The organism is Streptomyces sp. NPDC051310 (genome assembly GCF_044455245.1).
GTDB lineage: Bacteria > Actinomycetota > Actinomycetes > Streptomycetales > Streptomycetaceae > Streptomyces.
The window spans coordinates 189,397-213,186 of sequence record NZ_JBITEO010000010.1 but is presented as its reverse complement, the minus strand read 5'-3'; the positions used below and the strand labels follow the sequence as shown (position 1 = coordinate 213,186).

General features: G+C 71.3%; 21 protein-coding genes. 10 read left to right on the top strand and 11 right to left on the bottom strand.

Annotated elements, in window-relative coordinates:
- Complete coding sequence (locus tag ACIA79_RS17285) at positions 1–948, bottom strand: metallophosphoesterase (protein WP_399429109.1); 948 nt, start codon at positions 946–948, stop codon at positions 1–3.
- Positions 949–1,027: 79 nt separating this feature from the next.
- Here ACIA79_RS17285 and ACIA79_RS17280 point away from each other — a divergent pair, with 79 nt between their 5' ends.
- Complete coding sequence (locus tag ACIA79_RS17280) at positions 1,028–1,492, top strand: GatB/YqeY domain-containing protein (protein ID WP_399429108.1); 465 nt, start codon at positions 1,028–1,030, stop codon at positions 1,490–1,492.
- Positions 1,493–1,829: 337 nt separating this feature from the next.
- Here the strand turns inward: ACIA79_RS17280 and ACIA79_RS17275 are convergent, their stop codons facing one another.
- Positions 1,830–4,088, bottom strand: a complete 2,259-nt coding sequence (locus tag ACIA79_RS17275; RefSeq protein ID WP_399429107.1) for a transglycosylase domain-containing protein — start codon at positions 4,086–4,088, stop codon at positions 1,830–1,832.
- A 417-nt stretch (positions 4,089–4,505) separates the two neighbouring features.
- On the opposite strand from ACIA79_RS17275, the gene ACIA79_RS17270 reads away from it, so the two are divergent.
- Entirely contained in the window at positions 4,506–4,850 is a 345-nt protein-coding gene (locus tag ACIA79_RS17270) for a WhiB family transcriptional regulator (protein WP_031077612.1), read from the top strand.
- Positions 4,851–5,221: 371 nt separating this feature from the next.
- Here the strand turns inward: ACIA79_RS17270 and ACIA79_RS17265 are convergent, their stop codons facing one another.
- The gene (locus ACIA79_RS17265) at positions 5,222–6,670 is read right to left on the bottom strand and encodes an ArsA family ATPase (RefSeq protein WP_399429106.1); all 1,449 of its coding nucleotides are present in this window, start codon (positions 6,668–6,670) and stop codon (positions 5,222–5,224) included.
- Positions 6,667–7,632: an ArsA family ATPase gene (locus ACIA79_RS17260; RefSeq protein WP_399429105.1), complete on the bottom strand. Its 966-nt coding sequence runs from the start codon at positions 7,630–7,632 to the stop codon at positions 6,667–6,669. The genes ACIA79_RS17265 and ACIA79_RS17260 overlap by 4 nt, the downstream gene beginning before the upstream one ends.
- An 87-nt stretch (positions 7,633–7,719) precedes the next feature.
- Between ACIA79_RS17260 and ACIA79_RS17255 the strand changes: the two genes are divergently transcribed.
- The 5 genes from ACIA79_RS17255 to ACIA79_RS17235 all read left to right on the top strand — a co-directional run bounded on the left by ACIA79_RS17255 (position 7,720) and on the right by ACIA79_RS17235 (position 11,321).
- Entirely contained in the window at positions 7,720–7,878 is a 159-nt protein-coding gene (locus tag ACIA79_RS17255; RefSeq protein ID WP_003991873.1) for a DUF4177 domain-containing protein, read from the top strand.
- A 17-nt stretch (positions 7,879–7,895) separates the two neighbouring features.
- Positions 7,896–8,345, top strand: a complete 450-nt coding sequence (locus tag ACIA79_RS17250; RefSeq protein WP_399429179.1) for a RidA family protein — start codon at positions 7,896–7,898, stop codon at positions 8,343–8,345.
- Positions 8,346–8,594: 249 nt separating this feature from the next.
- The gene (locus ACIA79_RS17245) at positions 8,595–9,485 is read left to right on the top strand and encodes an NUDIX hydrolase (protein ID WP_399429104.1); all 891 of its coding nucleotides are present in this window, start codon (positions 8,595–8,597) and stop codon (positions 9,483–9,485) included.
- Complete coding sequence (locus ACIA79_RS17240) at positions 9,482–10,312, top strand: MBL fold metallo-hydrolase (RefSeq protein WP_399429103.1); 831 nt, start codon at positions 9,482–9,484, stop codon at positions 10,310–10,312. Before ACIA79_RS17245 ends, ACIA79_RS17240 begins: the two co-directional genes overlap by 4 nt.
- Positions 10,313–10,436: 124 nt before the next feature.
- The gene (locus tag ACIA79_RS17235) at positions 10,437–11,321 is read left to right on the top strand and encodes a prohibitin family protein (RefSeq protein ID WP_399429178.1); all 885 of its coding nucleotides are present in this window, start codon (positions 10,437–10,439) and stop codon (positions 11,319–11,321) included.
- Between the two features lie 141 nt (positions 11,322–11,462).
- Here ACIA79_RS17235 and ACIA79_RS17230 read toward each other — a convergent pair whose 3' ends face one another.
- Complete coding sequence (locus ACIA79_RS17230) at positions 11,463–12,137, bottom strand: Crp/Fnr family transcriptional regulator (RefSeq protein ID WP_031077600.1); 675 nt, start codon at positions 12,135–12,137, stop codon at positions 11,463–11,465.
- 251 nt (positions 12,138–12,388) lie between these two features.
- Between ACIA79_RS17230 and nth the strand changes: the two genes are divergently transcribed.
- From nth to ACIA79_RS17215, 3 genes are all read left to right on the top strand, one after another.
- Positions 12,389–13,465: an endonuclease III gene (gene nth, locus ACIA79_RS17225; protein ID WP_399429102.1), complete on the top strand. Its 1,077-nt coding sequence runs from the start codon at positions 12,389–12,391 to the stop codon at positions 13,463–13,465.
- Between the two features lie 73 nt (positions 13,466–13,538).
- On the top strand, positions 13,539–14,249 hold the full coding sequence (locus ACIA79_RS17220) for an NUDIX hydrolase (RefSeq protein WP_399429101.1): 711 nt from the start codon (positions 13,539–13,541) through the stop codon (positions 14,247–14,249).
- 66 nt (positions 14,250–14,315) lie between these two features.
- Positions 14,316–15,515: a MarP family serine protease gene (locus ACIA79_RS17215; protein ID WP_399429100.1), complete on the top strand. Its 1,200-nt coding sequence runs from the start codon at positions 14,316–14,318 to the stop codon at positions 15,513–15,515.
- 13 nt (positions 15,516–15,528) lie between these two features.
- On the opposite strand, the gene ACIA79_RS17210 is transcribed toward ACIA79_RS17215, so the two are convergent.
- The 6 genes from ACIA79_RS17210 to ACIA79_RS17185 all read right to left on the bottom strand — a co-directional run bounded on the left by ACIA79_RS17210 (position 15,529) and on the right by ACIA79_RS17185 (position 23,777).
- Positions 15,529–15,714, bottom strand: coding sequence for a hypothetical protein (locus ACIA79_RS17210; RefSeq protein ID WP_399429099.1), 186 nt, complete (start codon positions 15,712–15,714; stop codon positions 15,529–15,531).
- Positions 15,715–15,927: 213 nt separating this feature from the next.
- A complete protein-coding gene (locus ACIA79_RS17205) occupies positions 15,928–16,863 on the bottom strand; it encodes an alpha/beta fold hydrolase (RefSeq protein ID WP_399429098.1) in 936 nt (311 codons plus the stop codon).
- Positions 16,860–17,366, bottom strand: coding sequence for a phage holin family protein (locus ACIA79_RS17200; protein ID WP_399429097.1), 507 nt, complete (start codon positions 17,364–17,366; stop codon positions 16,860–16,862). The genes ACIA79_RS17205 and ACIA79_RS17200 overlap by 4 nt, the downstream gene beginning before the upstream one ends.
- 39 nt (positions 17,367–17,405) lie before the next feature.
- Positions 17,406–18,917, bottom strand: coding sequence for a Na+/H+ antiporter NhaA (gene nhaA, locus ACIA79_RS17195; RefSeq protein WP_399429096.1), 1,512 nt, complete (start codon positions 18,915–18,917; stop codon positions 17,406–17,408).
- A gap of 178 nt (positions 18,918–19,095) precedes the next feature.
- Positions 19,096–21,051 (bottom strand): acetate--CoA ligase, encoded by a 1,956-nt coding sequence (acs, locus tag ACIA79_RS17190; protein ID WP_399429095.1) that lies wholly within the window; start codon positions 21,049–21,051, stop codon positions 19,096–19,098.
- Positions 21,052–21,419: 368 nt separating this feature from the next.
- Entirely contained in the window at positions 21,420–23,777 is a 2,358-nt protein-coding gene (locus ACIA79_RS17185) for a SulP family inorganic anion transporter (protein ID WP_399429094.1), read from the bottom strand.
- Positions 23,778–23,790 lie beyond the last annotated feature (13 nt).

Here is a 23,790-nt window from a genome sequence, read left to right as displayed (position 1 = left end):
CTACCGGCGGTCGTCGCGGGACGTGAGGGTGAGGAGCGTGGCCTCCGGGGGGCAGGCGAAGCGCACCGGGGTGTAGCGGTTGGTGCCGCAGCCTGCCGAGACGTGGAGGTAGGCGGTGTTCCCTCCGGCGCGGTGGGTGGAGAGCCCCTTCACGCGGTCCGTGTCCAGGTCGCAGTTGGTGACCAGCGCCCCGTAGAACGGGATGCACAGCTGGCCGCCGTGCGTGTGGCCCGCCAGGATCAGCGGGTAGCCGTCGGTCGTGAAGGCGTCCAGGGAGCGCAGGTAGGGCGCGTGGACCACGGCCACCGACAGGTCGGCGTCCGCCTCCGGGCCGCCCGCGACGTACTCGTAGCGGTCGCGCTTGATGTGGGGGTCGTCCAGGCCGGTGAAGGCCAGGTCAAGGCCGTCGAGCTTGAGGCGGCCGCGGGTGTTCGTCAGGTTCACCCAGCCCGCCGCGTCGAAGGCGTCGCGCAGCTCCTCCCACGGGTTGTGGACCGCTCCCACGGCCGGCGCGTTGCCGTTCAGACCGTGGCGCCCCTGGGCCTTCTCGATCAGGTAGCGAGCGGGATTGCGCAGCTTCGGGCCGTAGTAGTCGTTGGAGCCGAAGACGTACACCCCCGGGAACTCCATGAGCGGGCCGAGTGCGTCCAGGACCTCCGGCACGCCGTTCGGGTCGGAGAGGTTGTCGCCCGTGTTCACGACGAAGTCCGGCCGCAGCCCCGCCAGCGACTGGAGCCACGCCCGCTTCTTGCGCTGGCCGCTCACCATGTGGATGTCCGACACCTGCAGGACCCGCAGGTCGCGCATGCCGGGCGGCAGTACGGGGACGGTGATCCGGCGGAGCCGGAACGAGCGGACCTCGAAGCCGGCGGCGTAGACCAGGCCGGCCGCACCGGCCGCTGCGATTCCTGCGGTGACTTTCAGGGGGACTCCGTATCGCGCGCGCATGGGCTCATCGTTACAGAACCGCCACGTCAGCGGGAAATGCACGGGCGTGCAGGTCACCGCACCTGACACACTGGTTCGCATGACCACGCTCAAGTCCAAGCTGCAGGATGACCTCAACGCCGCGATCAAGGAGCGCGACGAGCTGCGCTCCTCCACGCTCCGGCTGACCCTCGCCGCGATCACGAAGGAGGAGGTCGCGGGCAAGGAGAAGCGCGAGCTCTCCGACGACGAGGTGCAGAAGGTGATCGCCAAGGAGGCGAAGAAGCGCCGCGAGGCGGCCGAGGCCTTCGCGCAGGGCGGCCGCACCGAGCAGGCCGAGCGTGAGAAGGCCGAGGGCGTGCTCCTCGACGCGTACCTTCCGCAGCAGCTCAGCGACGACGAGCTCCGCTCGATCGTGGCCCAGGCCGTCGAGGAGGCCAAGGCGGCCGGGGCCGAGGGCCCGCGGGCGATGGGCGCCGTCATGAAGATCGTCAACCCGAAGGTGGCCGGCCGCGCCGAGGGCGGCCGCGTGGCCGCCACGGTCAAGCAGCTCCTCGCCGGCTGAACCGGCACCGGGACGGGTACCGGGGGCGGGACCGGTGTCGGAGCCGGCGTCGGGATCGGGGGCGGACTGCCCCGCCCGCCGCTCGCACGGCTGACGCGCCGGGCCGCCCTCGCGTTGGTACCGGGTGCTGCTCGGGTCGTCCGGCGCCCTCACCGGGTGATCTCCGGCTCCGCCCGCCGCTCGCACGGCTGACGCCGCCGGGCCGTCCCCGCGTTGGTACCGGCGGACCGTCCGGTGCCCGCACCGCGGCCGCGTCCGCTCCCCGAGCCACACCGCATGCCCCCGCGTACGCGAAAGGGCGCCCACCGTTCCCACGGTGGGCGCCCTTTCGCGTACGTCAGCCGCCCCAGTCCCAGCCGCCGCCGTTTCCGCCGCCGTTGTTGCCCTGGCCCCGCTGGTTGCCGCCGCCGATCATGTCCGGCGGGAAGGAGATCCCGGGCCACGGCTGGTCGCCGCCACCGCCCGTGGTTCCGCCGCCGTTGCCGCCGGGCTTGCCGTCGTCGCCGGGCTTGCCCTTGCCGTCGCCCTTCGGCACATCCGGGATGTGCAGGTCGACGAAGGGCAGCGGCTCGTGGCCCTCCAGCGCGCCCGTCATCGCGTCCTTCCAGATCGGGCCGGGGACCTTACCGCCGAAGACCTTGTCGTGGTACTCGCCGCCGATGGTGATGTACTCCATCTCCACCTGCTGGCTCGCGCTGCCGACCCACACCGCGCCGCTCAGGTTCGGCGTGTACCCGACGAACCAGGCGTTCCTGCGGCCGTCGGTCGTACCCGTCTTGCCCGCGTTGTCGCGGTCGCTCAGGCCGGCCGCCTGGCCCGTACCGGAGTCGATGACGCCGCCCAGGAGGCTGTTGATCGTGTCGGCGGTCCGCTCCGACATAACCTTGCTGCACTCGCTCTTCGGCACCGGCAGGCTCTTGCCGTCCGCCGTCCTGATCGACTCGATGGCGACCGGCGTGCAGTAGGTGCCACGGTTGGCGAAGGCCGCGTACGCCGTCGCCATGGTCAGCGGCGAGATACCCGTCGAGCCGAGCGTCAGCGGCGACGGCTCCTCGGGCAGCTTCGACCCGTTGCCCTGCACCACACCCAGCTTGTCGGTCATCTCGACGACCGGGCACAGGCCGATGTCCTCGATCATCTGCACGAAGTACGTGTTGACGGACAGCGCCATCGCGTCCTTGAGGGCGTACGGGCCCACCTCGGATTCGTTCTCGTTCTCCAGGCGCTGGCCGCCGGCGTTCCGCCACGACTTGCCGTCGCACTGTGAGATCGAGCTCGGGTACGGCATCTGGTACGGCGCCGAGTACGTCTGCGTCGGCGGCCTGCCCTGCTCCAGGGCCGCCGCCGCGACGAACGGCTTGAACGTCGAACCGACCGGGAAGCCGAAGTTCGAGCCGCCCATCCGCTTGTTGACCGAGTAGTTGATCTGCGTCTCGTTCTTGCCGAAGCCGTACGGCTTGGACTGGCCCATCGCGACGATCTTGCCGGTGCCGGGCTGGACCATCGTCACGGCCGTCGCGACCTTGTCGCTCTGGTAGACGTGGTCCTTTATCGACTCCTGCGTCGACTTCTGCGCCTGCGGGTCCAGCGTCGTCCGGATGGTCAGGCCGCCGCGGTTCCAGACCTTGTTGCGCTCCTCCCGGTCCTTGCCGAAGACCGGGTCGGAGAGGAAGACCTCGCGGACGTAGTCACAGAAGAAGCCCGCGCCGTCGACGGCGGTGATGCAGCCGTTCTTCGGCTTGCTCACCTTCAGCTTGATCGGACTGGCCTTGGCCCGGTCGGCCTCCGCCTGGCTGATGTCGCCGACGGCCGCCATGCGCTGCAGGACGATGTTGCGGCGCTTGGTCGCCTCCTCGACGTCGTTGACCGGGTCGTACCGGCTCGGCGACTGGACGAGGCCGGCCAGCATCGCCGACTCCTCCAGGGTCAGGTCCTTGGCCGGCTTGGAGAAGTAGCGCTTGGAGGCGGCTTCGATGCCGTACGCCTGCTGCCCGAAGAACGTGATGTTGAGGTAGTTCTCGAGGATCTTCTTCTTCCCGAGCTCCTCCTCGACCTGGATCGCGTACTTCAGCTCCTGGATCTTGCGGCCGAGCGTCTGCTGCGTGGCCTGCGCGACCTTGTCGGGGTCGTCACCGGCCTCCTCCACGAAGACGTTCTTCACGTACTGCTGGGTCAGGGTCGACGCGCCCTGTGCCACGCCGCCCGACTGGGCGTTGCGGTTGAGCGCGCGCAGCACGCCCTTGAGGTCGATCGCCCCGTGCTCGTAGAAGCGCGAGTCCTCGATCGCGACGATCGCCTTCTGCATGTACGGGGAGATGTCCTTGAGGTCCACGACGGTGCGGTCGCGCGAGTAGACCGTGGCGATCTGCCCGCCCTTCGCGTCGAGGATCGTGGTGCGCTGGCTCAGCGGCGGGCGCTTGAGATTGGCCGGAATCTCGTCGAATCCCTGGACCGTTCCCTTTGCCGCGAGTCCCAGCGCCCCGACGGCGGGCAGTGCGATGCCCGCCAGTACGGCTCCGGAGAGCACGCTGACACCGAGGAACTTGGCGGCCTGCTGGGTCCCGGTCAGACCACCGCCGGAGCGCTTCTTTGGCATGGCAGCAGCCTACGTTCTCATTCGCCGGACACGCGTATATCCCTTGGCCTAAGCTGGTCACAACTGTCACAGCAGTTGCGGACCTGTAACGAGACCCTGGTCAGGACCGCCGTGTCACCTCTCCCCACAGCACCACTCGACGTCGTCACCGAGCGATGTCCGTTTCCGCCTCATGCGTCGGCGGATGCCCGTTGTCGATCATGGGACATGTCGTGTTGTAGGGGATGAGGCCGGTATGTCCACGGGTCACTCCCCTGGGTGATCTGCCGCGTACGCATAGTCCGTTCGGGCCATTCAAGATTGGGCCCGAAGGGGGTGTTGCGCTGTGCCCACCTTCCGTAACGTCCTCAACTGGCAGCGGTGAATATGCCGCTACCGCCGTGGGGGAGCCTCGATTCGGGAGAGGACGGCGCCGGTATGGGCTGGGTAGCTGACTGGAGTGCGCAGGCGGCCTGCCGCACTACCGATCCGGATGAACTGTTCGTACAAGGAGCGGCGCAGAACAGGGCCAAGGCGGTGTGCACCGGGTGTCCGGTGCGGACCGAGTGCCTGGCCGATGCGCTGGACAATCGCGTCGAGTTCGGCGTGTGGGGCGGGATGACGGAGCGCGAGCGGCGAGCACTGCTGCGCCGGCGGCCGACCGTCACCTCGTGGCGCCGGTTGCTGGAGACCGCGCGCACGGAGTACGAGCGCAGCGCGGGCATCCTGCCCGTCGCGCTGGACGACGACGAGACGTACGAGTCGTACGCGGCAGTGGGCTAGGGCGCGGGGTCCCGGCGCCGTTCCAGGACCGGCTCCGGACGGAGCAACCTGCGTCGGAGCGACATGCGTCGGGGCGACACGCGCTCCGTACGCCTTTCACCTGCGCACCTGCGCACCTGCGCACCTGCTCGCCTGTGCACCGCGCACCTGTGCGTTCCGGGGGATCCTCGGGGGGCACTCCCTTGTGCGGCGGCACCTCACCCCCCACATTGCGCCTCGCGCTCCGGGCGTACCGCCAGTGGTGCGGCTGGTGCGACATGTCGCGTCTGTAGCGCTTCGCCCCTTTGCTTCCTGTGTCTCTTCTACGCACGTGCACGCGGCGGCGCACCCGCCTCGCCGTTACCCGTTGAGCCGTTACGTTCGCTACGTCGTCACGCGGGCACGCCGGGCGTCGGCACGGCCGCGGACGACGAACCGCCACCGCCGGTCGCGAGCCGCTCGCCGATGGACCGCAGTGCCGCCAGGTCGTGCACATCCCCGGGCAGGGCAGCCACTTCGGCGACCGCCACCTCGGGGTGGAGCGCGGCGAAACGATCCCGCGTGCGCCGCTCGCGCGCGAGGATCTGCATCCGTTCGGCATGCAGACGCAGCAGGCCCGCCGTCAGCTGTGCGACGGCAGGTGGAACCGCGGACGCCTCGGTGACCGACGTACCAGCAGCACCGGACGCGCCGGCCCCGGATGCTGCGGTTCCGGTTCCTGAGGTGTCGGATCCTGAGGGGTCGGATCCTGAAGTGTCGGATGGAGCGGCTTCGGAGCCCGCGGAGGCGTGCGGGCGTGATGCGGGGGTGGGACGTATCACAGCTGGTGCGGAGGGGGACTCGGGAGAGGCGGCCGCGGGGCCGCCACGAACACCAGTCTTCCCTTCGCCCTGATCCACAATGCGGCCCTCGTCAAGATTTTCGGCGGCGGCCAGCGCACGCTCCGCCGACAGCCGGGCGGCACCACTGCCGTGCACCCGGTTCAGGACCAGGCCGGCCAGCGGCATCTCCTCCGCCGCCAGCCGTTCCACGAAGTACGCCGCCTCACGCAGCGCGTCCCGCTCCGGCGCGGCCACCACCAGGAACGCCGTGCCCGGCGCCTGCAGCAGCCGGTACGTGGCGTCCGCGCGCGTACGGAAGCCGCCGAACATCGTGTCCATCGCCGCCACGAACGTCTGCACGTCCCGCAGCAGTTGGCCGCCCAGCAGCTTGCCCAGGGTCCCCGTCATCATCGACATGCCGACGTTCAGGAACTTCATCCCGGCGCGGCCGCCCATCTTCGCCGGGGCCATCAGCAGCTTGATGAACTTCCCGTCCAGGAACGAGCCGAGCCGCTTCGGTGCGTCCAGGAAGTCCAGCGCCGAGCGGGACGGCGGCGTGTCGACCACGATCAGGTCCCACTCGTCGCGCGCCCGCAGCTGCCCCAGCTTCTCCATCGCCATGTACTCCTGCGTGCCCGCGAAGCCGGCCGACAGGGACTGGTAGAAGGGGTTGGCCAGGATCGCGCGGGCCCGCTCCGGATCGGTGTGCGCCTCGACGATGTCGTCGAAGGTGCGCTTCATGTCGAGCATCATCGCGTGCAGTTGGCCGTCGCCCGCGATGCCGTCCACCCGCCGCGGGACGTTGTCCAGCCGGTCGATGCCCATCGACTGGGCGAGCCGGCGGGCCGGGTCGATGGTGAGCACGACGACCTTGCGGCCGCGCTCCGCCGCACGTACGCCCAGGGCCGCCGCGGTCGTCGTCTTGCCGACCCCGCCCGCACCGCAGCACACGATGATGCGGGTCGCCGGGTCGTCGAGGAGCGGGTCGACCTCGAGGGCGGGGGCCGTGTCCAGGGTCATGCCGTCACCCCAAGCTGCTCGCGTAGTTCCTTGGCCAGCCGGTAGAGCCCGGCCAGATCGATGCCGTCCCCCAGGAACGGCAGTTCGTACGTGGGCACCTGGAGTTTCGCCAGCAGCTCCCGCTGCTCCCGTTCCAGCTGCACCCGCTGCGCGTGCTCGGCGGCCTCCTCCAGCAGCGGCGTGAGCAGCCCGGCGGAACCGGTCACCCCGGCCGCGGCGAGCGCCTTGGCGATGTCCTTGCGGTGGCCGTCGGAGGCGGCCCGTACCGCGTCCTCGTCCAGGACGTGCGGGCGGACCATGTTCACGATGATGTTGCCCACCGGGAGGTCGGCGCCACGCAGCTCCGCGACGCCGTCCGCGGTCTCCTGGACCGGCATCTCCTCCAGCAGCGTCACCAGGTGCACCGCTGTCTCCGGGGACTTCAGCACCCGCATGACGGCCTGCGCCTGATTGTGTATCGGGCCGATGCGCGCGAGCCCCGCCACCTCGTCGTTGACGTTGAGGAAGCGGGTGATGCGGCCGGTGGGCGGGGCGTCCATGACGACGTAGTCGTAGACGAAGCCGGCCTGCTTCTCCCGGCGGCGTACCGCTTCGCAGGCCTTGCCCGTCAGCAGCACGTCCCGGACGCCGGGCGCGATGGTGGTCGCGAAGTCTATGGCGCCGAGTTTCTTCAGCGCCCGCCCCGCCGAGCCGAGTTTGTAGAACATCTGGAGGTAGTCGAGGAGTGCGCGCTCGGCGTCGATGGCCAGCGCGTACACCTCCCCGCCGCCCGGCGCGACGGCGATCTTGCGCTCCTCGTAGGGGAGCGTCTCCGTTTCGAAGAGTTGCGCGATGCCCTGCCTGCCTTCGACCTCCACGAGGAGTGTCCGCTTGCCCTCGGTCGCGAGGGCGAGCGCGAGGGCGGCGGCGACCGTCGTCTTACCGGTACCGCCCTTGCCGCTGACGACCTGGAGCCTGCTCACGCCTTCGAGCCTAACCAGTGCCCGCGCGCGTGAAGCAGGAGGCTGCCCTTGGCGGTGCCGTCGGTGGCAGCGGCTACAGTCGGCACCATGACCAAGTGGGAATACGCGACCGTGCCCCTTCTCGTGCACGCGACCAAGCAGATCCTGGACACCTGGGGCGAGGACGGCTGGGAGCTCGTCCAGGTCGTGCCGGGGCCGAACAACCCCGAGCAGCTCGTGGCGTACCTGAAGCGGGAGAAGCAGTGACCGGCCGTGTCGAGGCCATGCTCGCGGAGCTCGGTCTGACGCTGCCGCAGGTCGTGCCCCCGCTGGCCGCCTACCAGCCGGCCGTCCGCTCCGGCGTGTACGTGTACACGGCCGGCCAGCTGCCGATGGTGGAGGGCAAGCTTCCGGTCACCGGCAAGGTGGGCGGCGAGGTCACGCCGGAGGAGGCCAAGGAGCTGGCGCGGATCTGCGCGCTGAACGCGCTGGCCGCCGTGAAGTCGGTCGCGGGTGACCTGGACCGCATCGCGCGGGTCGTGAAGGTCGTCGGGTTCGTCGCCTCGGCCCCCGACTTCACCGGTCAGCCGGCCGTCCTGAACGGTGCGAGCGAGCTGCTGGGCGAGGTCCTCGGCGACAAGGGCGTGCACGCGCGCAGCGCGGTGGGCGTCGCGGTGCTGCCGCTGGACGCGCCCGTCGAGGTCGAGATCCAGGTGGAACTGGTCCAGGACTGACCCCGACCTGATCCTCGCGTGGCCCGGGTCGCGATCTTCGCGTGCGTCCCGGTCCTGATCCTCGCGAGGTCCTGGCCCCGGTCCCGTTCTCGTCCCCGTCCCGGTCCCGGTCCTCGTCCCGGTCCCGGTCCTGGTCCTGGTCCTGGTCCCGGTGGTGATCGCGTCACGGCGTGATCGTGATCGCGTGAGGCCGTTGCCGTAGCCACCTTTCCTCTCGAACATCGGGCCGGATGCGCATAGCATCCGGCCATGTCCAATGGTCAGTGGTACCCGCCGGAGTGGCCCGCCCGCATCCGCGCGCTCGCCGACGGCACCCTCACGGCCGTGACGCCCAAGCGGGCGGCGACCGTGCTCCTCCTGCGGGACGGCACAGGCGGTGGCGGCCCCGAGGTCCACATGCTGCGCCGGCGCGCCTCCATGGCCTTCGCCGGCGGCGCGTACGCCTACCCGGGCGGCGGCGTGGACCCGCGTGACGAGCACCCGGTGCGGTGGGCAGGACCGTCCCCCGAGGCATGGGCGGACCGGCTCGGGGTCGCCGGCCCGGCCGAGGCGCAGGCCATCGTCTGCGCGGCGGTGCGCGAGACCTACGAGGAAGCGGGCGTCCTGCTCGCCGGGCCGACCGCCGGCTCCGTCGTCGCCGACACCACGGGCGACGACTGGGAGGCGGACCGGGCGGCCCTGGTGGCGCGCGAGCTGGCGTTCGCGGACTTCCTGGACCGGCGCGGGCTGGTGCTGCGCTCGGACCTGCTGGGGGCGTGGGCGCGCTGGATCACCCCGGAGTTCGAGCCGCGCCGCTACGACACCTGGTTCTTCGTGGCCGCGCTGCCACAGGGCCAGCAGACCTGCAACGCCTCCACCGAGGCCGACCGTACGGTCTGGATCCGCCCCGCCGACGCGGCGGCCGGATACGACCGCGGCGAGCTGCTCATGATGCCGCCGACCATCGCCACACTGCGCTCCCTGGAGCCGTACGGGACGCCCGTCGCCGCCCTGGACGCGGCGCGGCACCAGGACCTCACCCCCGTGCTGGCACAGGCCCGCCTGGAGGGCGACGAGGTGGTCCTGAGCTGGCCGGGCCACGACGAGTTCACCAAGCACGTACCGACGACGGACGCACCCATAGGGGGGTCTTCCGCATGACCGACGCCGCCGCGCTTCCCGGACAGCCGCGCGGGGCCGTGGTCTCCGGCCCCGCGACCGCCCGCGCCGTCAACGTACTCGCGCCGAACCCGTCCGCCATGACCCTCGACGGCACGAACACCTGGCTCCTGTCCGAGCCGGGCTCAGCGGCCGCGGTGGTCGTCGACCCGGGCCCCCTCGACGAGGGACACCTCTCCCGGGTCGTCGAGACCGCCGAGCGGATGGGCAAGCGCGTGGCGCTGACGCTGCTCACGCACGGGCATCCGGACCACGCGGAGGGCGCGGTGCGGTTCGCCGAGCTGACCGGGGCGCCGGTGCGCGCACTGGACCCGGCGCTGCGACTCGGCGACGAGGGCCTCGGGCCGGGGGAGGTGGTCGAGGTCGGCGGCCTGGAGCTGCGCGTCGTACCGACGCCCGGGCACACCGCCGATTCGCTCAGTTTCCACCTGCCGGCCGACCGCGCGGTCCTGACGGGCGACACGGTCCTCGGGCGGGGTACGACGATGGTGGCCCATCCGGACGGGCGGCTGGGCGACTACCTGGACTCGCTGCGCCGGCTGCGCTCGCTGACGGTCGACGACGGCGTGCACACCGTCCTGCCGGGGCACGGTCCGGTGCTGGAGGACGCGCAGGGGGCCGTCGAGTACTACCTGGCCCACCGCGCGAGCCGCCTCGCCCAGGTGGAGACCGCCGTCGAGAACGGCTACCGGACCGCGCCCGAGGTCGTGGCCCACGTGTACGCGGACGTGGACCGCTCGCTGTGGCCGGCGGCGGAGCTGTCGGTGCGGGCGCAGATGGAGTACCTGAGCGAGCACGGCCTGATCTGAACCCTGCTCCTCCACGGGCTGTGGGCCCGGGATTACCCCCTCCGGGAACCGCGGGCCCATGCTTTACGCTCCGCTTACTTAGCTCATTGTTGCGCTTCCGCGCTTCATTCTGGGGGGAATGCCCGTGTTCGTCCTTTCCATCCTGTTGCTCATCGCGGCGGTGGTGCTGTTCTTCGTCGGCCGCAGCACCGACCGGCGCGGCCTCAGCCTCGGTGCGGCCGGGGCGCTGCTCGCCGGCCTGTTCGCCGCGGTGGCGAGCTGTCTGCACGTCATCAGCGCGTACGAGGTCGGCGTGCCGGTCACCTTCGGCAAGGTCGGCTCGCCCATGACGTCCGGCATGAACTTCACCTCGCCGTTCACGAACGTCACCACCTTCTCGACGCGCCCGGTCGACCTGAACCTGTCCGACAAGGACGTGGTCGAGGTCCGCTCGTCCCAGGGTGGCGTGATGTACGCGGAGGTGACGGTCAAGTGGGCCGTCACGCCCGCCAAGGCCGTGGAGCTGTACAAGCTCGCGGGCAGCGAGGAGGCGATCCAGCAGCGGCTGGTCTTCCCGGACAGCCGGGAGATCATCCGCAACGTCTTCGCGCGTCACACGAGCGAGGAGGGGTACGCCTCGGCCCGCGAGAAGATCAACACGGAGATCGGTGACCTGATCAAGGAGCGCCTCGCGCCCCGCGGTATCGACGTGACCACGGTGAACCTGCGGAACGTGAAGCCGTCGGACCAGCTCCAGAGCCAGATCGACCGCAAGATCCAGCAGCAGCAGGCGACGGAGCGGGCGACCGAGGCGGCGCGTACGGCCAAGGCGGAGTCCGAGCGGCGCAGGATCGAGGCGGAGGGCATCGCCCGCGCGAACAAGATCCTCAGCGACTCGCTGACGGACAAGGTCCTGCTGAACCAGTGCATCGACGCCTTCAAGGAGGTGGCCGCCAAGCAGCCCGTCTACGCGGTTCCGTGCGGTGGCGGCAGCGGGAACCCGCTGATCGTGGACGGTACGAAGAACTGACCCAGCGGCATCGGCACCGGCACCATGCCGGGCAGCCGGTGCCGACGCCGGAAGGGCCGCCCCGGAACTCCGGGGCGGCCCTTCCTCGTGGCGTCGAACCGGCGCGGGTCGCCTGACCGGCGCCGGACGTGCCGACCGTGACTAGCGCGAGCGCTTCGCGAGCCGCTCGACGTCGAGCAGGATCACGGCACGCGCCTCCAGACGCAGCCATCCGCGGCCGGCGAAGTCGGCGAGCGCCTTGTTGACCGTCTCCCGGGAGGCGCCGACGAGCTGCGCCAGCTCCTCCTGGGTGAGGTCGTGCACGACGTGGATGCCCTCCTCGGACTGCACGCCGAAGCGGCGCGACAGGTCCAGGAGCGCGCGGGCGACGCGGCCCGGCACGTCGGAGAAGACCAGGTCGGACATCTGGTCGTTGGTCTTGCGCAGGCGCCGGGCCACGGCGCGCAGCAGGGCGCTGGCGACCTCGGGGCGCGCGTTGAGCCACGGCTGGAGGTCGTTGTGGCCGAGGCCCAGCAGCTTGACCTCGGTCAGCGCCGTCGCGGTGGCCGTGCGCGGACCCGGGTCGAACAGGGACAGCTCGCCGATCAGCTCACCGGGGCCCAGGACGGCGAGCATGTTCTCGCGGCCGTCGGGAGAGGTGCGGTGGAGCTTCACCTTGCCCTCGGTGACCACGTAGAGCCGATCGCCCGGGTCGCCTTCGTGGAAGAGCGCGTCGCCACGGGCGAGCGTCACTTCACTCATCGAGGCGCGGAGCTCCGCGGCCTGCTCGTCATCGAGCGCCGCGAAGAGCGGGGCGCGCCGCAGAACGTCGTCCACGAGTTCTCTCCTATGTCGACCTGCTCAGGGAGTCTGGTCCCATGATGCCGGACGGTAAAACAGTGCGATCAATCACAACAAGTTTGACGCACTGGTACGCGTGTCCGTACGGCAGGGCCCCGATTGGGTCGTGATCGCTCGTGCCCGGGGCAGATGTCCGTGCGGGCGCTTAGGCTGGCCGGGTGTCCAATTCGCCGGTGAGAGCGCAGGCCAAGGGGGCCGGGAGAGTGTCCGGGGAACAGAATTCCGCTGTGGGCGAACACGTGTCGCCTTCATCCGCACAACCGGCAAAAGCCGCAAAGCGGACGTCATCGCGCACGCGTCGCTCCTCGGCGGAGCCCGCACCCGCACCCGCAGGCCCGACCGCGAAGGCGGCCAAGCCCGCGAAGGCGGCCAGGACGGCCAAGGCGGCCACGACGGCCAAGGCAGCCGAACCCGCGCAGGGAGCGAAGCCCGCCAAGGCGGCGAAGCCCGCCAAGCCCGCCAAGCCCGCGAAGGCGGCCGAGGCCGTCGAGGCGACGCCCGCCGCCGGGCCCGCGCGCCGGACCGGCAAGCCGGAGTCGCGGCTGGCCATGGTGCGCAGGGCGCGGCGGATCAACCGGGAGCTGGCCGAGGTGTATCCGTACGCCCATCCCGAGCTTGATTTCCGCAACCCGTTCGAGCTGCTCGTGGCGACCGTGCTGTCCGCCCAGACGACCGACCTGAGGGTCAACCAGACGACCCCCGCGCTGTTCGCCAAGTACCCGACCCCCGAGGACCTGGCCGCCGCCGTGCCCGAGGAGCTGGAGGAGCTGATCCGGCCCACCGGGTTCTTCCGGGCGAAGGCGAGGTCCCTGCTGGGCCTGTCCAAGGCGCTGCGGGATGACTTCGGCGGCGAGGTCCCCGGCCGCCTGCAGGACCTCGTCACGCTCCCCGGGGTCGGCCGCAAGACGGCCAACGTCGTCCTCGGCAACGCCTTCGGCGTCCCGGGCATCACCGTCGACACCCACTTCGGCCGTCTCGTGCGCCGCTGGAAGTGGACCGAGCAGGAGGACCCGGAGCGGGTCGAGGAGGAGATCTGCTCGATCTTCCCGAAGTCCGAGTGGACCATGCTCTCGCACCGCGTGATCTTCCACGGCCGCCGTATCTGCCACTCCCGCAAGCCCGCCTGCGGCGCCTGCCCGATCGCGCCCCTGTGCCCGTCGTACGGCGAGGGCGAGACGGACCCCGAGAAGGCCGCGAAGCTCCTGAAGTACGAGAAGGGCGGCCTGCCGGGCCAGCGTCTGGCACCGCCGCCGGACTACCCGGGCCGGCCGGCGCCCCCGCTCGGCGCCGGTGACGAGGAGTGACGTCACCCGAAGGCATGAGGAAGCGGCGGAACGAACCAGTGACCGGAACGCGTTGGAAGAGCCGGGGGTGCCTATGACGCGCGCGAGACAGGATGCCGGACACCCGGCGCGGACGCGGACGGCCGTGGCCGTCAGCGACGAAGGGCTGCCCGACTGGCTGCTGCCCGTGGCCCGCGCGGCGCGCACCATCGCGCCCGAGCAGCTCAGCCGCTTCCTGCCGCCCGAGTCCGGTGGCCGCCAGGCCGCCGTCCTCATCCTCTTCGGCGAGGGCGAGCGCGGCCCCGAGCTGCTCCTCATGGAGCGCGCCGGCAGCCTGCGTTCCCACGCCGGCCAGCTCTCCTTCCCCGGCGGCGCGCTCGACCCCGAGGACGGTGACCCGGACACCACCGGGCCGCTGGCCGCGGCGCTGCGCGAGGCCGAGGAGGAGACGGGCCTCGACCCCGCCGGCGTGCAGATCTTCGGCGTGCTGCCGCGCCTCTACATCCCGGTGAGCGGATTCATCGTCACACCGGTCCTCGGCTGGTGGCGCTCCCCGAGCCCCTTCCGCGCCGTCGATCCCGCCGAGACCGCCCGGGTCTTCACCGCCCCCGTGGCGGATCTCACGGATCCGGCCAACCGTGCGACGACCGTCCACCCGAGTGGCCACCGCGGCCCGGCATTCCTGGTCGAATCCGCACTCGTGTGGGGTTTCACGGCCGGTGTGATCGACCGCATCCTGCACTTCGCCGGGTGGGAGCGTCCGTGGGACCGGACCAAGCAGGTCCCGCTCGACTGGCGCGCATGACAGGCTGAAGGCCCTGTTCCGAGGCCGGTCGGGGTGACCGGAGACGAATCTGCGAGGCTAATGACGGTGAACGTGCTGGACATCCTGTTGCTGCTCGCCGCCGTGTGGTTCGCGATCGTCGGTTACCGCCAAGGCTTCGTCGTCGGAATCCTCTCGGTGATCGGCTTCCTCGGCGGCGGTCTCGTCGCGGTCTACCTCCTGCCCCTCGTGTGGGGGCCGCTGACCGACGACGCGAAGGTCTCCACGACCGTCGCGATCGGTGCCGTCGCGATCGTCATCGTCTGTGCCTCGGTGGGGCAGGCCTTCACCACCCACCTCGGGAACAAGCTGCGCCGGTACATCACCTGGTCGCCCGCCCGCGCCCTGGACGCCACCGGCGGCGCACTGGTCAACGTGGTGGCGATGCTGCTGGTCGCCTGGCTGATCGGCTCCGCCCTCGCCGGTACGTCCTTGCCGACACTCGGCAAGGAGGTCCGCAACTCCAAGGTGCTGCTCGGTGTCTCCCGCGTGATGCCCACCGAGGCGTCCACCTGGTTCGCCGACTTCTCCTCCGTCCTGGCGCAGAACGGATTCCCGCAGGTCTTCAGCCCGTTCGCCAACGAGCCCATCACCGAGGTCCGCCCGCCCGACCCGGCGCTCGCCAACAGCCCGGTGGCCGCCCGCGCCCAGAAGTCCATCGTCAAGGTCGTCGGTACGGCCCCCGGCTGCGGCAAGGTCCTGGAAGGGACCGGCTTCGTCTTCTCGGAGCGCCGTGTGATGACCAACGCCCATGTCGTGGGCGGCGTCGACGAGCCGACCGTCCAGATAGGCGGACAGGGCAAGCTGTACGACGCCAAGGTCGTCCTGTACGACTGGCAGCGCGACATCGCCGTGCTGGACGTACCGGACCTGAAGGCGACCCCGCTGCAGTTCACCGACACCGACGCGGCCAGCGGGGACAGCGCCATCGTCGCCGGCTTCCCGGAGAACGGCGCGTACGACGTCCGCTCGGCGCGCGTCCGCGGGCGCATCAACGCCGAGGGCCCGGACATCTACCACCACGGCGAGGTGCGCCGCGATGTGTACTCGCTCTTCGCGACCGTCCGCCAGGGCAATTCCGGCGGGCCGCTCCTCACCCCGGACGGGAAGGTCTACGGCGTGATCTTCGCGAGGTCACTGGACGACGTGAACACCGGGTACGCCCTGACGGTCGACGAGATCCGCGAGGACATCACGCGCGGCCGCACCGCGAACCAGCAGGTCGACAGCCAGAGCTGCGCGCTGTGAGCGGCCGGGGCGGTCAGTCGCGGGTGTGACGCAGCCGCGCCGAGACCCAGCGGGCCCGTCGGCGCAGGATGCGGGGGATCCCCAGGTGCGGATCCGGCCCCTGACCGCCCTGTGGCCCGTTCCTCTGGGGGTTCGGCGCGGGGGCCGAGGCGGAGCGGCGGTTGCGTGCTGCGTCAGCGTAGTCGTGCGTCCAGCCCATACCCCGACGTCTGCCCGGGCCCCAAGGTCGGTAACCGCCCCGCGGGCCGCCAATTGGCCTATGCGGGCGGCATTTGGCTGTTCGTAGGACAACCGTTCAATCCGATTTCCAGTGTTCTGTACCGGGCGGCAACCGGCCGCCCGCCGGTCACCGTTCGTCCGGCACCGGTGTCACCGCCGGTCAGCGGTCCGTCGGCGGCCCGCCGACCGCCGGTCACCGGTCCGGCTCGGGGTCCTTGAGCCAGTTGATGAGTTCGGCCGAGAACGCCACCGGGTCCTCCTCGTGCGGGAAGTGACCGAGCCCGTCGAACAGCCGCCAGCGGTACGGCGCTTCGACGTACTCGCCCGACCCCGCCGCGCTGCGCGTACGCATCGCCGGGTCCAGGGAGCCGTGCAGGTGCAGCGTCGGCACCCGCACCGGCCGCTTCATACGCCGGTTGAACTGCAGGCCGTCCGGCCGCGCCATCGACCGCACCATCCACCGGTACGGCTCGATCGAGCAGTGCGCCGTCGAGGGAATGGTCATCGCCCGGCGGTAGACGTCGATGGCCTCCTCGTCCGGCCCGTCCGCACCCGGCCCCGACCAGTCCCGGATCAGCCGGCCCACCAACGCGGCGTCGTCCGCCACCAGCTGACGCTCCGGCAGCCACGGACGCTGGAAGCCCCACACGTACGAACCGGCGCGCGTCTGCGCGAAGTCGGAGAGCATCGCCGAGCGCCACCTGCGCGGATGCGGCATCGACGAGACCGCCAGCCGGCGCACCAGCTTCGGCCGCATCACCGCGGCCGTCCACGCCAGGTATCCACCCAGGTCGTGCCCGACGAGCGCCGCGTCCGGCTCGCCCAGCGACCGCACCACGCCCGTGATGTCCAGGGCCAGGTTCGCCGGGTCGTAACCGCGCGGCGTACGGTCGCTGCCGCCCACGCCCCGCAGATCCATCGCGACCGCCCGGAATCCGGCGTCGGCGAGCGCGGTCAGCTGGTGGCGCCATGTCCACCAGAACTGCGGGAAGCCGTGCAGCAGCAACACCAGCGGCCCGTCGCCCAGCTCCGCGATGTGGAAGCGGGCCCCATTGGCGGCGACGTCCCTGTGTGTCCAGGGCCCATCGATCCGTACGGGACTGCCGGTGCTGCTTTCAGGGACGGTCATGCAGACGAGCGTGCCACACCCTCGGCCTCGCCCTTGACCGGAAGGGCGGGACGAACCGGACCACCCGGCGCCTCGGAACGCGGGTGGGGCTTGGCGTTGCCGAGCACCGCGGCCGTCCGCTTCGCCGAAGCGATGGACCGCTCCGGCGGCTTGACCTTCTTGAACTTGCTCACCGCCAGCCCCGCCAGCAGCCCCGCCAGCACGAGGTACGCGCTTCCCACGATCAGGAACGACCACGCCAGGCCGAGCCCCAGATTGTGGATGCCGTACGCCGCGGCGAAGCTGAGCACCGGCAGCGAGAAGAGCGCGAACACCCCCGCGATGCTGAAGGCGGCACCGCCCATCGCGCCCCGCTTGACGTCCTGTCGCAGTTCGGCCTTGGCCAGCGCGATCTCGTCGTGCACCAGCGCGGACAGCTCGGTGGTCGCCGAGGCGACCAGCTGGCCGAGGCTGCGGTCCGTGCCAGCTGCGCCGAATGCACCGTTGCCGGCGGGGTCGCTCATCGTGTCGCTCCCTCATCTCTCCTACGGTCCGACCTCAGATCATGCCGGACCGTCGCCGTCCCCGCGCGGTCCCCCCGCCACTTCGGCCGCGCCGCCGTCCCGCGCTGCGGCTCCCGTACCGCCGTTCTCTCCGCCTCCCGCCGCGTTCTCCGCCGCGTTCCCGGCTCCGCCGGCGGGGCGGCCGGCGGCGGCCCGGCGCCGGTGCTCGGCGGCCTTCCGCTCGTACAGTTCCGCCATCCTCAGGTGGTACGCGGGGTCCCCGTCCTCGTAGATGTCGGGGACGCCGCTGAGGTCCTCGTCCCGCTCCTCCTCCGCGAGCAGCGCCTGGTACCGGCGGACCCGCAGCTTCAGCAGGACCGAAGCCAGTACGGCGGCGATGAGCGAGCCCATCAGGACCGCGGCCTTGACCTCGTCGGTCTGCGCCGGGTCCCCGGCGAAGGCGAGCTCGCCGATCAGCAGCGAGACGGTGAAGCCGATCCCGGCGAGGGTGGCGACGGCGAAGAGGTCGGCCCACTCCAGGTCCTCGTTCAGTTCCGCCCGGGTGAGGCGGGCCGTCAGCCACGTACCGCCGAAGATGCCGACGGCCTTGCCGACCACCAGACCGAGCACCACACCGAGGGTCACGGGACGGCTGAAGACATGGCCCAGCGCCTCGCCGGAGACCGACACGCCCGCCGAGAACAGCGCGAACAGCGGTACGGCCAGGCCCGCCGACACCGGCCGCACCAGGTGCTCGATGCGCTCGCCGGGGGAGTACGCCTCGCCCTCGCGGCGGACGCAGCGCAGCATCAGGCCCATGGCGACGCCGGCGATGGTGGCGTGGACGCCGCTGTTGTACATCAGGCCCCAGATGACCAGCGCCAGCGGCACGTACACGTACCAGCCGCGCACCCCCTTGCGCACCAGCAGCCAGAAGACGGCCAGCCCGGCGACGGCGCCGCCGAGCGCGGCGAAGTTCAGCTCGCCCGTGAAGAAGACCGCGATGATCAGGATCGCGAAGAGGTCGTCGACGACGGCCAGGGTGAGCAGGAAGGCGCGCAGCGCGGACGGCAGCGAGGTGCCGATGACGGCGAGCACGGCGAGCGCGAAGGCGATGTCCGTGGCGGTGGGCACGGCCCAGCCGTCCAGGGATCCGCCGCCGGCGGTGTTGACCACGACGTACACGAGAGCCGGGGCGACCATGCCGCAGAGCGCGGCGACCACCGGCAGGGCGGCGGCCTTCGGATCGCGCAGCTCGCCCGCGACCAGCTCGCGCTTCAGCTCGACGCCGGCGACGAAGAAGAAGATCGCGAGCAGACCGTCGGCCGCCCAGTGCTGGACGGAGAGGTCCAGACCGAGCGCCGCCGGGCCCAGATGGAAGTCCCGTACCGTCTCGTAGCCCGCGCTGAGGGGGCTGTTCGCCCAGACGAGGGCGGCGACGGCGGCCAGCAGGAGCAGGACACCGCCGACCGTCTCGGTCCGCAGCGCCTCCGCGAGGAACGTCCGCTCGGGGAAGGGCAGCCGGTCGAGGAATTTCCGTGCGGAGGACGGCTGGTGCTGGGGCGCGGCCACGGGCGGGGACCTCCAGGGCGGTTCACGGGCAGGACGGCGTACCTGCCGACCAGACTTCCCGGCGCACCCTGAGTTCTTGTCGCTTTGTTGACGTTTTCCCCACCCTACCCGGCATACGGCGGGGGCACCCGGCGCACGGTGACGCCGGGTGCCCCCGATGACGGCGGTGAGGCCGGTGTCAGTCCTCGCTGGAGGCGGTGGGCAGCTGGGACTGGATCAGGTCCATGACGGACGAGTCGGTGAGGGTGGTGACGTCACCGAGCTGCCGGTTCTCCGCCACGTCGCGCAGCAGACGCCGCATGATCTTTCCGGACCGGGTCTTGGGCAGTTCGGCGACCGGCAGGATCCGCTTCGGCTTGGCGATCGGGCCGAGCGTGGCGCCCACGTGGTTGCGCAGGTCGGTGACGAGGGCGTCGTCCTCGCTGGCCGTACCGCGCAGGATGACGAACGCCACGATCGCCTGGCCGGTCGTCTCGTCGGCCGCGCCGACCACCGCCGCCTCGGCGACCTTGGGGTGCGAGACCAGCGCGGACTCGACCTCGGTCGTGGAGATGTTGTGGCCGGAGACCAGCATGACGTCGTCGACGCGGCCCAGCAGCCAGATGTCGCCGTCGTCGTCCCGCTTGGCGCCGTCACCCGCGAAGTACTTGCCGTCGAACCGGGACCAGTAGGTGTCGATGAACCGCTGGTCGTCGCCCCAGATGGTGCGCAGCATCGAGGGCCACGGCTCGGTGAGGACCAGGTAGCCGCCTCCGCCGTCGGGCACCTCGTTCGCCTCGTCGTCCACGACGGTGGCGGAGATGCCGGGCAGCGGCCGCTGCGCCGATCCGGGCTTCGTCTCCGTGACACCGGGCAGCGGGGAGATCATCATCGCGCCGGTCTCGGTCTGCCACCAGGTGTCCACGATGGGGGTCCGGCCGGCGCCGATGTTCTCCCGGTACCAGATCCACGCCTCGGGGTTGATCGGCTCGCCGACCGACCCGAGCACGCGCAGGCTGCTCAGGTCGAACTTGGCGGGGATGTCGTCGCCCCACTTCATGAACGTCCGGATGGCGGTCGGGGCGGTGTAGAGGATCGTGACGCCGTACTTCTGCACGATCTCCCAGAACCGGCCCTGGTGCGGGGTGTCGGGTGTGCCCTCGTACATCACCTGCGTCGCGCCGTTGGCCAGCGGCCCGTACACGATGTAGGAGTGGCCCGTCACCCAGCCGATGTCGGCGGTGCACCAGTAGACGTCGGTCTCCGGCTTGAGGTCGAAGACGGCGTGGTGCGTGTAGGCCACCTGGGTGAGGTAGCCGCCGGAGGTGTGCAGGATGCCCTTGGGCTTACCCGTGGTGCCCGACGTGTAGAGGATGAAGAGCGGGTGCTCCGCGTCGAACGCCTCGGGGGTGTGCTCGGTGGACTGCCGGCCGACGATGTCGTCCCACCACACGTCCCGGCCCTCGGCGAACGCGGTGTTTTGGCCGGTGCGGCGGACCACGAGCACGTGCTCGACCTGCGGGCACTTGGTCAGGGCCTCGTCGATGGCGGGCTTGAGCGCGGAGGGCTTCCCGCGGCGGTACCCGCCGTCGGCGGTGATGACCAGCTTGGCGTCGGCGTCCTGGATGCGGGACGCGACGGCGTCGGCCGAGAAGCCGCCGAAGACGACCGAGTGCGCGGCGCCGATGCGGGCGCAGGCCAGCATCGCGATGGCGGCCTCGGGGATCATCGGCATGTACACCGCGACCCGGTCACCCTTACGGACGCCCAGTTCGGTCAGCGCGTTGGCCGCCTTGGAGACTTCGTCCTTGAGCTCGGCGTAGGTGAGGGCGCGGCTGTCGCCGGGCTCGCCCTCGAAGTGGATGGCGACCCGGTCGCCGTGGCCGGCCTCGACATGGCGGTCCACGCAGTTGTACGCGACGTTGAGCTTGCCGTCGGCGAACCACTTGGCGAAGGGCGGGTTCGACCAGTCGAGGGTCTCGGTCGGCTCGGTGGCCCAGCTGAGCCGGCGTGCCTGCTCGGCCCAGAAACCGAGCCGGTCCGCCTCGGCCTGCTCGTACGCGGCCGCCGTCACGTTGGCGTTCGCGGCCAGCTCGGCGGGCGGAGCGAACCGCCGCTCCTCCTTCAGAAGGTTGGCCAAGCTCTCGTTGCTCACGGCATCTCCCATTCCCAGGGCGTCCGATGTGTCCCAGCCCATAGCTCATCAGCCAGGCACCCGGGATGACAAGGGTTTCCCGAGCATTGGTTTAGACCTGTCCCGCCCTGCCATGGGGTCCCTCCCGCACCGCCTGTACGCAGCGGGAAGGGTGTGGCTCCTCCTCCGCGGGCGGTGCGCAGCAGGAGCCACGACGACTTGCACGGACGGCACCCCGGGATGGTTCACGGGTCGGGCGTGTCGGCCGCCCCGACCGGCCGACCGGTTGACCGTGCCGGCCGACTGACCGCCGACCGCCCTGCCCGACCGACCGGATCGACGCCCGACCGGCCGGGCCCCGGTCGCGGGACCGGCCGGCCGGGTCGGGTTCACGCAGCGGCTTCCTCCCGTGAGGCGGGTGTCACGCGCTCGAAGACCTCGTCGATCCCGTCGGAGCCCGACAGCAGGTACGCCTGCGCCTCCCCGACGTCGAAGTACATCCCGTGCAGCTCCAGGGTGCCCTCGGCGAGGCGTCGCGCCACCGACTCGTGCGCCTTCAGGTGCTCCAGCTGCTGGACCACGTTGGTCAGGCACAGCTGCTCGACCGCGTCGGCCGGCAGACGGCCCGACAGCCGGGCCCACGTGCGGTGCTTGCTCTTCATCCGGTCCACACTCGGCAGCCCGTGCCGCAGCCAGCGCCGCAGGGGGGTCGGCGGGAGGCTCGGAGCGGTGTTGAGCAGGGCGTGCATCGCCCCGCAGCCGGAGTGGCCGCACACGGTGATCGACTGCACCTGCAGCACGTCCACCGCGTACTCGATGGCGGCCGCCACCGAATCGTCCCCGGCCTCCTCACCGGGGAGCGGGACCAGGTTGCCCACGTTCCGCACGGTGAACAGGTCACCCGGCCCGCTCGCCGTGATCATGCTGGTGACCAGGCGGGAGTCGGAACACGTCAGGAAGAGCTGCGAAGGCTGCTGCCCCTCCCGCGCGAGCCGCGCCAGTTCGTCCCGTACCAGCGGAGCGGTGTTGCGCTGGAACGAGCTGAGCCCGCTGGCCAGACGTCCGGTCGCCGGCTCGGGCTGCTCCGCGGACGGGTGCTCACCGCAGTGGTGGTTGCGCCAGGGCGTCCACGGCCGGCAGCAGGCGTGCGCGCTGCCGTCGCTCTCGCCGATGCGGCCGCCGGAACGGCCGGTGATCTCGACCTGACCGCCCCGCGTCAGGTGCGTCATCTGCCAGTCCTGCAGCGTCTCGAAGGCGGCGTGGTCCATGAAGGAGCCGTCCAGCTCGACGGTCACGTACGCACCCTGGGGGATCTGGTGCAGCGCCCGGCTCAGCCGGGGCACCGCCAGGAAGGTCAGCTGGCCGCGCACCCGCACGTGGTGGGTGTTGTCCCGCTCTTCGATGGAGATGCGGGTCTTCGACAGCCGGTGCATCGCCAGGACCGTGGCCATCACGATGCCGAGCGCCACGCCTTCGAGGATCCCGATGAGGACGACGCCGGTGATGGTCACCGCGTAGACGGCCACCTCGCGGTGGCGGGTGACGCTGCGGATGTGCGTGATGCTGACCATCTGGATGCCCACGACCATCACGAGCGCGGCGAGCGCGGGCAGCGGGATCAGGTCCAGGACGGGGACGAGGAAGAGCGCGGCGAGCACCACCCACAGGCCGTGCAGCATGGTGGAGTTGCGGCTGACCGCGCCCGCCGACACATTGGCGACGCTGCGCACCGCGACCCCGGCGACCGGCAGGCCGCCCAGCGCGCCGGAGACGATGTTCGCCGCGCCCTGCCCGGCGAGCTCCCGGTCCAGGTCGGAACGGGGCACGTGGACCTTGGGCTCCTTGCGCGCGGCCACCAGCTTGTCGACCGCGACGGCGGACAGCAGCGACTGGACGCTGGTGACGAGCGTGATCGTCAGCACGCCCGCGGCGATGCCGAGGACCGGCCCCTCCGGCAGCCCGGGCAGTGCGTGACTGCTCCACGAGGGCAGGTCCACGCGCGGCACGGTCATCCCGGCGGCGACGGCCAGGAGGGTCGCCGCGGCGACCGCGGCGAGCGCCGCGGGCACCTTCCGCACCATCTGCCCGGTCCGGCCCGGGATCCGCGGCCACAGCAGCAGCAGGGCGATGGTGAGCGCGCTCACGGCAAGCGCGGCCAGGTGCGGATCGGCCAACTGGGCCGGCAGCCCGCGGACGTTGGCGAGGGCGGAGCTCTGCGGTGTGCCGCCGAGGACGACATGGAGCTGCGCCAGGGCGATGGTGGTGCCGATGCCCGCGAGCATCCCGTGCACGATCGCGGGGGAGACGGCGAGCGCCGAGCGGGCCACCCGCAGCGCGGACAGGCCCAGTTGGCCGAGCCCGGCGAGGACGGTGATGGCGCAGGTGGTGCGCCAGCCGAAGGTGTGGATCAACTCGGCCGTCACCACGGTCAGTCCGGCGGCGGGGCCGCTGACCTGGAGCGGTGAGCCGCCGAGCCGGCCGGCGACGAGGCCCCCGACGGCGGCGGCCACCAGGCCGGCCTGGAGGGGCGCGTCGGTGGCGAGCGCGATGCCGAGGGAGAGCGGCAGCGCGATGAGGAAGACGGCGATGGAGGCGGAGACGTCCGTGCCGGCGATGCGGAACCGCTCCGCGCGCGGGAACCGGCTGCCGCCGGGCGGACTGTGGGGGCGCTGCAGTGGGGGTGTGTCGTGGGTCGTGCGGGTCGAACGACCGGAGCGGGTCAGGCGTGGGGGAATACAGGCGGTCATGGTTCCCATGTCC